We start from the raw sequence: 8987 nt of genomic DNA, 5'->3' as shown, positions 1-8987 counted from the left end.
GAACACGGCACCAACGGATTATGAGTCCGCTGCTCTAACCAGGCATGAGCTAGAGGCCCAGGAAAGTCAGACCGGCATGATACCGATCAACTACCTTCGAGGAAACTCTTAAGCTTATCAGAGCGGCTCGGATGGCGCAGCTTTCGCAGTGCCTTGGCTTCTATCTGGCGGATCCGTTCGCGGGTGACGTCGAACTGCTTGCCGACTTCTTCCAGCGTGTGATCGGTGCTCATTTCGATGCCGAAACGCATGCGCAGCACCTTGGCTTCGCGCGGCGTGAGCGAGTCCAGCACGTCCTTGACGACGTCGCGCATGGAGCCGTGCAGCGCTGCTTCGGCCGGGGCCAGCGTGTTGGTGTCTTCGATGAAGTCGCCCAGATGGGAGTCGTCGTCGTCGCCGATCGGCGTTTCCATGGAGATCGGCTCCTTCGCGATCTTCATGATCTTGCGGATCTTGTCTTCCGGCATCTCCATCTTCTCGGCCAGCGTTGCCGGATCCGGTTCGTTGCCGGTTTCCTGCAGGATCTGGCGCGAGATGCGGTTCATCTTGTTGATCGTTTCGATCATGTGCACCGGRATACGGATGGTGCGSGCCTGRTCSGCSATSGMACGGGTGATGGCCTGGCGGATCCACCASGTGGCGTAGGTSGAGAACTTGTAGCCGCGGCGGTATTCGAACTTGTCCACCGCCTTCATCAGCCCGATGTTGCCTTCCTGGATCAGATCGAGGAACTGCAGGCCGCGATTGGTGTATTTCTTGGCGATCGAGATCACCAGGCGCAGGTTGGCCTCGGTCATCTCGCGCTTGGCTTCGCGGGCGCGCTTCTCGCCCTCGCTCATCTTGCGGTTGACGTCCTTGAGCTCCTTCAGCGGCAGCACCACGCGCAACTGCAGGTCGATCAGCTTTTGCTGCAGTTCACGCACGGCCGGCACATTGCGCTCGACGGTGACGCTGTACGGCTTGCTGTCGGCGATGATCGTGTCGATCCACTCGAGGTTGGTTTCGTTACCCGGGAAGCGGGCGACGAAGTCGGCGCGCGGCATGCCGCACTTGTCCACCACGATCTTCAGGATGGAGCGCTCAAGCTTGCGCACTTCGTCCACCTGGCCACGCAGCGTGTCGCACAGGCGTTCGACGTTGCGCGCGGTGAAGCGGATGGTCATCAGTTCGTTCTGGATGGCTTCCTGGGCCTTGACGTAGGCCTTGGACTTGTAGCCCTCCTTCTCGAACGAGCGGCGCATCTTGTCGAACTGCTCGGCGATGACGCGGAATTTTTCCAGAGCGCCCTGCTTCAGTTCTTCAAGCTGGCGCGCGGAGGCAGCCAGGCCACCGGCATCGTCGTCCTCGTCTTCGTCGGACTCTTCATCGTCCGACTCCTCGTCGTCTTCCTCGGCCACTGGCGCGGCAACAGGCGCCGGCGGCGCCACGGGAACATCCTCGGCGTTGGGGTCGATCAGGCCATCGACGAACTCGTCGATCTTGATCTCGTCGCTGGCAACGCGTTCGGCCAGGGCCAGGATCTCGGAGATCGTGACCGGGCACGCCGAGATCGCCATCACCATGTCTTTCAGGCCGGCTTCGATGCGCTTGGCGATTTCGATTTCGCCTTCGCGCGTGAGCAGCTCCACCGTGCCCATCTCGCGCATGTACATGCGCACGGGATCGGTGGTGCGGCCGAACTCGGAGTCCACCGTGGAAAGCGCGGCCTCAGCTTCTTCCTCGGCTTCTTCCTCGCTGGTGGCGGACGGGGCATTGTCGTTGAGCAGCAGCGTTTCCGCGTCCGGCGCCTGCTCGTAGACGGCGATGCCGATGTCGTTCAGTGTGGCGACCAGGGTGTCGATCGTTTCCGAATCGACCATGTCGTCCGGCAGGTGATCGTTGATCTCCGCGTACGTCAGGTAACCGCGTGACTTGCCCAGCTTGATCAGCGCCTTGAGCTTCTGGCGGCGCACCTCCAGTTCTTCCTCGGTGCCCTGCTGGGTCGAGGCGAACTCCTTGAGCAGAGCCTTTTCCTTGGCCTTGCGGTCGCGAGCCTTCTGCTTTTCGGACTTGGGGGCGGCCGCGGGCGCTGCGGCGGGGATCTCGTCTTCGTAAAGCTCTTCAGTCACGTCGTCTGTAGTGCTGTCGTCGTGCTGCGATCCGGCCTTGGGCTTGCGGCCACGCTTCTTCGGCTCCGGCTTGACTGCCGGAGCGGCGGGACGCTCGGATGCAACGGGGGCGGAAGTTGTGGCAACCGGCGTGTCCTCGGACGCGGGCGCGCCTGACTTGGCGTCTCCCGTCTTGGCGCTGGCCGCTGCCGTTCGCTTGCTCTCGACTTCGGTATTCTGCTGTTTCGCCACGGTAATACTCTTGCCTTTCACAGGTACAGACGCGGCGTTCTTGCCGCTTGTATTGGCGCTATCGCCGCTCTCGCGTGCCGAAGTCGAGGGCCTCAAGTTCTCGGATATGCGAGTCCCGGTGGTGGTGGACGCTGCGGGCGCCTTGGCGCTTCGAGCAGTCTTAGCTGGCACAGGCTGGGCTGGCGTCTTGACTGACGCGGCTGTCTTCGCAGCCGCCGATGTCTTCGCGGACGCCTTGCCGCTCCCTGATTGGGGAGCATTAGTGGGAACCTTTTCGGTTGCTTTGGCCTTTGCCATTGGCACGCTCACTTTCACCAGAACGGGAGAGAAAGATTTCGCTATCCAAACCGGCTATTGTAGCACGTCGCAATTAGCCGGCTTCCCAACAGGTGAGGATTTCACCTGATAAATCAAGGCTTAAGCTCAACAAGGTCAAGCTAAACCTTCACCTATTTGTCACCACAAGCCTTGACCGACCTACCGGACGGTCAACCTAACTGGCGCCGGCGGTTGATCTCGCTGACCAGCCATCGCATCCGGCTCTTGCCAGCCTCGTCCGCCGTACCCATTACCACCGACTGCTGCAGGCTGGCGAGTTCCCGCTGCAACGGCCCCGCCAGCAGCTTGGCGATGGCCGCGTCGAATTCCTGCTCCGCCGGTTCCTCGTCGATCTCTTCGCGCAGTACCGCCGCACGCACATTGGCGTAGACCTCGGCATACGGCGACTGCGCCAGATGCTCGCTAAAGGCCGCGAAATTCACTTCACCCTGTAACTCGTCGCACGCGGACACCAGGTGCGACAGCACCTCGGCATCGGCTTGTTCATCCTCCAGCAGTAGCGCGCGGCTATCGGCGTCGAGCCGTCCGGAGAGCTGCGGATAGCACATCAGCAATTGCAGCACACGCTGCTCCAGCCCCGTGGGCGCCTGACGCTTGGTGCGCGGCCGCGGCTGGGCAAAGCGGCCGACCCGCGCCGGGTCGCTGGCCAGCCCGCAGACCGCCTCGATCTCGGCAGGCGTGGTGCCGGTAGCGTCGGCCAGTTCGCGCACGATCTGCAGGCGCAGGCCGCCGCTGGGCATGGCCTGCAGCAATGGCTTGGCCTCGTATTGAGCGCGGGCGCGGCCCTCTGGCTGGCGCAGCTCCTGGCCTTCCGTCACCACCTGCAACAGGAAGCGCGAGAGTGGCATGGCGTCGCGCACCTGGGCGGCGAAGGCATCGGTACCCTGCTCACGCACATAGCTGTCCGGATCGTGCTCGGTCGGCAGGAACAGGAAGCGGATGGTTTTGTTATCCGCCACATAGGGCAGGCATGCCTCCAGCGCCCGGCGCGCCGCGCGCCGCCCGGCGGCGTCGCCGTCGAACGAGAACACCACGGCGTCGGTCTGCCGCAACAGCTTTTGCACGTGCACGGGGGTGCAGGCCGTGCCCAGCGTGGCCACGGCGTTGGCAAAGCCCAGCTGAGCCAGTGCCACGACGTCCATATAGCCTTCGACCACCAGAACGTAGCCGGTTTCCCGGATCGCATGGCGTGCCTCGAATAAGCCATATAGCTCGGTACCCTTGCTGAACAGCGGGGTTTCCGGCGAGTTCAGGTACTTCGGTTCACCCTGCCCCATCACCCGGCCGCCGAAGCCAATCACCTGGCCCTTGGCATTGCGGATGGGAAACATGATGCGGTCGCGGAAGCGGTCGTAGCGGCGCGGCTTGCCGTCGGCGTCGCGCTTCTCGGCGCTTTCGATCATCAGGCCGGCTTCCACCAGCGGGCCGGCGATGGCGTCGTCGCGATAGCTGCCGAACACCGATTCCAGCCCCTGCCAGTCGTCAGGCGCATAGCCCAGCCCGAATTGCGCCGCGATCTCGCCGGTCAGGCCGCGGCCCTTGAGGTACTGGATCGCCTGGGGCGCGCTGCGCAGTTGCCGCCGGTAGAACTCGGTGGCGCGCGTCATGGCGTCGGTGAGCGCGAGCGAGCGCGCCTGCTGTTCGGCGCGCTGTGCCGGCGGCAGCCGGTCGCGGTCCTCGGGCACGGACAGGCCGACCGATTGCGCCAGTTCGCGCACCGCGTCGGGGTAGGACTGCCCGGAGTACTCCATCAGGAAGCCGATGGCCGAGCCATGCGCGCCGCACCCGAAGCAGTGGTAGAACTGCTTGGTCGGCGAGACGGTAAAGGACGGCGACTTCTCGTTGTGGAAGGGGCAAAGGCCCATGAAGTTGGCGCCGCCCTTCTTCAACTGCACGTACTTGCCCACCACATCGACTATGTCGACACGGTTGAGCAGGTCCTGAATGAAGGATTGCGGAATCACCCGGCTTGTCGTCCTCTGGCCAAACCGCCCGTTGCAGCGGGCGGCAATATTGTGAATGCGTGACCGGCACTGCGCTTTCCGGCTCTACAACACTACATTGTAGTGCAGACGCAACGGATTGCAGCCAGGGCCGGCGAGGGGTGTCGGATCAAAAGCGTTTTAAGACGCACTTCCAGCAAAAAGCCGGATCGGCGGCGACTGGCCCCGATCCAGCGGCTGCCAGAGCTAGCTCAGCGCGCCGTCAGGGCGGCCTTGACCAGCCCCGACACGGCAGTCATGTCGGCGCGGCCGGCCAGCTTGGCCTTGAGCACCGCCATGACCTTGCCCATGTCCTGCGGACCGGCGGCGCCGCTCTCCGCGACTGCGGCCTGTACTTCCGCGGCAATTTCGGCCTCCGACAGCGCGGCGGGCATATAGACCTTGAGCACCTCGATTTCAGCGCTTTCCTTGTCCGCCAGGTCGATGCGGCCGGCTTGCGTGAACTGCGAGAGGGAGTCCTTGCGCTGCTTGACCAGCTTTTCGATCACGGCCAGCACGGCGGTGTCGTCGAGTTCGATGCGCTCGTCCACTTCCTTTTGCTTGATGGCCGCCAGCAGCAGCCGGATGGTGCCGAGGCGATCGGTTTCGCGGGCCCGCATGGCGGCCTTCATGTCATCAGTGATACGGGCTTTGAGGGACATGGCAATTTTTCCAGGAAAGTGTGGGCGGGACATTGCCGGCCGGGCGAAACGCGCCGGCCGTCGGACCGCCAATGCAAAAACCCGCCGGAGCCTTGCCCACAGCGGGTTTTGATGCAGAAGCGAAGGGTGCGTTCAGTACAGCTTCTTCGGCAGCATCTGGCTGCGGATGCGCTTGTAGTGGCGCTTCTCGGCGGCGGCCTTCTTGCGCTTGCGCTCGGCCGTCGGCTTTTCGTAAAACTCACGTGCCCGCAATTCAGTAATCAAGCCGTTCTTTTCGATGGTGCGCTTGAAACGACGCATGGCGACTTCAAACGGCTCGTTTTCTTTGAGGTGGATCGTGGTCATCTTGCTGAAATATGTAGCAGCTGTTGGCGGTTTTACGAAAGCTACAAGTGTAGCACACACACTGTCAAGCCCGCGTGGCGCAAATTTTCCGCCGTGCCGCCTAGGYCACTCCCGCCGTCGCGGCGCGTGCGTTTTCCGCAACGGCCTGGCCGGCAGCCACGCCCGATGCCCAGGCCCACTGGAAGTTGTAGCCACCCAGCCAGCCGGTCACATCGACCACCTCGCCGATGAAGTACAGGTTGGGCACCGTCCGGGCCATCATGGTGGCCGATGACAGGGCCCGGGTATCCACCCCGCCGAGCGTGACCTCGGCCTTGCGATAGCCCTCGGTCCCCGCCGGGATCAACTCCCAGCTATTCAGCGCGGCCCCGAGCCGGCGCAGTGCCTTGTCCGGCATATCATGCAGGGGCTGCGCGCCGTTCAGGCCGGCAGCGGCGCACCAGGCATCGGCCAGGCGGGCCGGCAGGCGTTCGGCCAGCAGGTTGGCCAGGTGCTTGCGGCTGCTGCCCTTTTGCGCAAGCAGCCACTCACTTGCGTCGTTGCCGTCGAACAGGTCGATGGCGATGGGCGTGCCCGGCCGCCAGAAGCTGGAAATCTGCAGCACGGCGGGACCGGACAAACCGCGATGGGTCCACAGCAAGTCCTCACGGAAAGCGCCGGCCGTCTTGCCGCCGCCCGTAGCGATATCGACTTCCATCGATACGCCGGCCAGCGGCGCGAATGGCGCCCAGCCCTGTCCGTCGAAGGTGAGCGGCACCAGCGCCGGGCGCGTCTCGACCACGCCCAGGCCGAACTGGCGGGCGACGCGGTAGCCCAGGTCGGTGGCGCCGATCTTGGGAATGGAAAGTCCTCCGGTGGCCACCACCAGCGCGCCGGCGCGGATTGGCCCATTCGCCGTCATCAGCAGGAAATCGTCGCCTTCGCGCCTGACCTCGTCCACGCTGCAGCCGGTGCGCCAGTGCACGCCGCCGGCGCCGCATTCGGCGCGCAGCATCTCGATCACCTGCTCGGCGCTATCGTTGCAGAAGAGCTGGCCGCGGTGCTTCTCGTGCCAGTCGATCTCATGGCGCCGCATCAGGTCGAGGAAGTCCTGCGGTGTATAGCGCGCCAGCGCCGAACGGCAGAAGTGCGGATTACCAGACAGGTAATTGGCGGGCCCGGCCTGCAGGTTGGTGAAATTGCAGCGCCCGCCGCCCGAAATGCGGATTTTCTCTGCCAGCTTCGTGGCATGGTCGATCAGCACCACGCTGGCACCGCCCTGGCCCGCCACGGCGGCGCACATCATGCCGGCGGCCCCGGCGCCAAGCACTGCCACATCGAAGCGCCCTGCGCGCGCGCCAGCGTGGCCGGTCTGTGCGGTCTGCTTGCTGCCCATGTTTTTCTTGCCTACTGAATGCCCGCTGAAGAAGCGGCGATTGTAGCGAAAAGCAGGGCAATCGCCGCTGTGCTACCCTGCTGGCCTCACGCCAGGCTGCCGGTCCGATGGTCCGCCGCCCGCGCCAACCCCTTGATTTGCCGGCTTCCTTTGGTACCGGCCTTAGCTTCCCCCCATGCTTGTCCTTGGCATCGAATCTTCCTGCGACGAAACCGGCCTCGCCCTTTATGACACCGAGGCCGGGCTGCTCACCCACGCCCTGCACTCGCAGATCGCCATGCATCGCGACTACGGCGGCGTCGTGCCTGAACTCRCCTCCCGCGACCACATCCGCCGCGTGCTGCCACTGCTGCGGCAGATACTCGACGAAGCCGGCCGCACCCGTAAGGACATCGATGCGATCGCCTTCACGCAGGGGCCCGGCCTGGCCGGCGCATTGCTGGTGGGCGCGTCGGTGGCCAACGCCCTGGGCTTTGCCCTGAACGTGCCGATGCTGGGCGTGCACCATCTCGAGGGCCACCTGCTGTCGCCGCTGCTGACGCGCGATCCGCCGCCGTTCCCTTTCGTGGCCCTGCTGGTTTCCGGCGGGCACACGCAGTTGATGGAAGTGCGCGGCATCGGCGACTACGCCTTGCTGGGCGAAACGCTGGACGATGCCGCCGGCGAGGCCTTCGACAAGACCGCCAAGCTGCTGGGCCTGAGCTACCCTGGCGGCCCCGAGGTATCGCGGCTGGCCGAGTTCGGCGCGCCCGGCGCATATGCCCTGCCCCGCCCGATGCTGCATTCGGGCAATCTCGATTTCTCCTTCGCCGGCCTCAAGACGGCGGTGCTGACGCAAACCCGCAAGCTGGGCAACGTTTGCGAGCAGGACCGGGCCAATCTGGCGCGCTCCTTTGTCGACGCCATCGTCGACGTGCTGGCGGCCAAGTCCATGGCAGCGCTCAAGCAGACCGGGCATCGCCGGCTGGTGGTGGCCGGCGGCGTGGGCGCCAACCGGCAGCTGCGCGAGCGCCTGGACCAGCTGGGCGCGCAGAAGAAGATCCAGGTCTACTACCCGGACCTGGCCTTCTGTACCGACAACGGGGCCATGATCGCCTTTGCCGGCGCGATGCGGCTGCAGGCCGCGCCCGAACTGGCGCAGCACAGCTACGGCTACGGCGTGACGCCGCGCTGGGAACTGTCGGATATTCGCCTGCCGGCACGCTAGTCTTCCGCCGCTAAGCCAACAAAAAAGCCACCTTCGCGGTGGCTTTCTTGTTGGCTGAAGCGCCGGCTTACCGCACCGTGCGCTTGTCGCGCTCGATCACGGCATAAGCGCTGTGGTTGTGGATGGACTCGAAATTCTCGGCCTCCAGCACATACGCCACGATGCGATCGTCCGCATTCAGGCGCATGGCGATGTCGCGCACCAGGTCCTCGACGAACTTGGGATTCTCGTAAGCGCGCTCGGTGACGAACTTCTCGTCCGGACGCTTGAGCAGGCCCCACAACTCGCACGAGGCTTCTTCCTCGGCCATGCGCACCAGCGCCTCCACGGGCAGGTCGCCCGCCAGCTCGACATTCATGGTGATATGCGAGCGCTGGTTGTGCGCGCCGTACTGCGAGATCTTCTTCGAGCACGGGCACAGGCTGGTGACCGGCACCAGGGCCTTCAGGAAGACCTTGGTGGCACCGCCGCGCACTTCACCGATCAGCGTGACTTCGTAGTCCATCAGCGATTGCACGCCCGACACCGGCGCGATCTTGTTGATGAAATAGGGGAAGGTGACTTCGATGCGCCCGGCCTCGGCCTCCAGCTTGACCAGCATCTTGTCCAGCAGCGAACGGAAGGTCGCCAGTTCGAGCGGCTCGCGTTCTTCCTCGAGCAAGGCGACGAAGCGCGACATATGCGTGCCTTTCTGGTCGGCAGGCAGGTGCACGTCGAGGTTGAAGGTGCCTACCGTGG

Annotated in this window: 8 protein-coding genes; 2 read left to right on the top strand and 6 right to left on the bottom strand. The window is 64.5% G+C overall.

All coding sequences use genetic code 11. From position 1 onward, the window contains the following. Positions 1-86: 86 nt before the first annotated feature. The gene (gene rpoD / locus AC1DKD_RS35355; protein ID WP_477144321.1) at positions 87-2360 is read right to left on the bottom strand and encodes an RNA polymerase sigma factor RpoD; all 2274 of its coding nucleotides are present in this window, start codon (positions 2358-2360) and stop codon (positions 87-89) included. On the opposite strand from rpoD, the gene AC1DKD_RS35350 reads away from it, so the two are divergent. Next, complete coding sequence (locus AC1DKD_RS35350; RefSeq protein ID WP_441631550.1) at positions 2350-2745, top strand: hypothetical protein; 396 nt, start codon at positions 2350-2352, stop codon at positions 2743-2745. The two genes, rpoD and AC1DKD_RS35350, sit on opposite strands and share 11 nt — an antisense overlap. An 82-nt stretch (positions 2746-2827) precedes the next feature. On the opposite strand, the gene dnaG is transcribed toward AC1DKD_RS35350, so the two are convergent. From dnaG to AC1DKD_RS35330, 4 genes are all read right to left on the bottom strand, one after another. Beyond that, positions 2828-4642, bottom strand: a complete 1815-nt coding sequence (gene dnaG, locus AC1DKD_RS35345) for a DNA primase (RefSeq protein ID WP_441631552.1) — start codon at positions 4640-4642, stop codon at positions 2828-2830. Between the two features lie 230 nt (positions 4643-4872). Continuing rightward, positions 4873-5322, bottom strand: a complete 450-nt coding sequence (locus tag AC1DKD_RS35340) for a GatB/YqeY domain-containing protein (RefSeq protein WP_477102291.1) — start codon at positions 5320-5322, stop codon at positions 4873-4875. Between the two features lie 132 nt (positions 5323-5454). Next, on the bottom strand, positions 5455-5667 hold the full coding sequence (gene rpsU / locus AC1DKD_RS35335) for a 30S ribosomal protein S21 (protein ID WP_035866409.1): 213 nt from the start codon (positions 5665-5667) through the stop codon (positions 5455-5457). Positions 5668-5767: 100 nt separating this feature from the next. Further along, positions 5768-7042 (bottom strand): BaiN/RdsA family NAD(P)/FAD-dependent oxidoreductase, encoded by a 1275-nt coding sequence (locus AC1DKD_RS35330; RefSeq protein ID WP_477144320.1) that lies wholly within the window; start codon positions 7040-7042, stop codon positions 5768-5770. 175 nt (positions 7043-7217) lie between these two features. Between AC1DKD_RS35330 and tsaD the strand changes: the two genes are divergently transcribed. After that, the gene (tsaD, locus tag AC1DKD_RS35325; protein WP_477144319.1) at positions 7218-8249 is read left to right on the top strand and encodes a tRNA (adenosine(37)-N6)-threonylcarbamoyltransferase complex transferase subunit TsaD; all 1032 of its coding nucleotides are present in this window, start codon (positions 7218-7220) and stop codon (positions 8247-8249) included. 67 nt (positions 8250-8316) lie between these two features. On the opposite strand, the gene folE2 is transcribed toward tsaD, so the two are convergent. Further along, positions 8317-8987 (bottom strand): GTP cyclohydrolase FolE2 (folE2, locus tag AC1DKD_RS35320; protein ID WP_477144318.1); only part of this gene is annotated, 671 nt, incomplete at its 5' end.

This window comes from Cupriavidus sp. 05T313 (assembly GCF_056396665.1).
Note: the sequence above shows the minus strand (reverse complement) of the source record. Positions and strands in the feature narration are given on the sequence as shown.

Coding starts and splice junctions, on each gene's coding strand:
- rpsU (WP_035866409.1), bottom strand. CDS start 5,667: ATGACCACGATCCACCTCAAAGAAAACGAGCCGTTTGAAGTCGCCATG.
- AC1DKD_RS35340 (WP_477102291.1), bottom strand. CDS start 5,322: ATGTCCCTCAAAGCCCGTATCACTGATGACATGAAGGCCGCCATGCGG.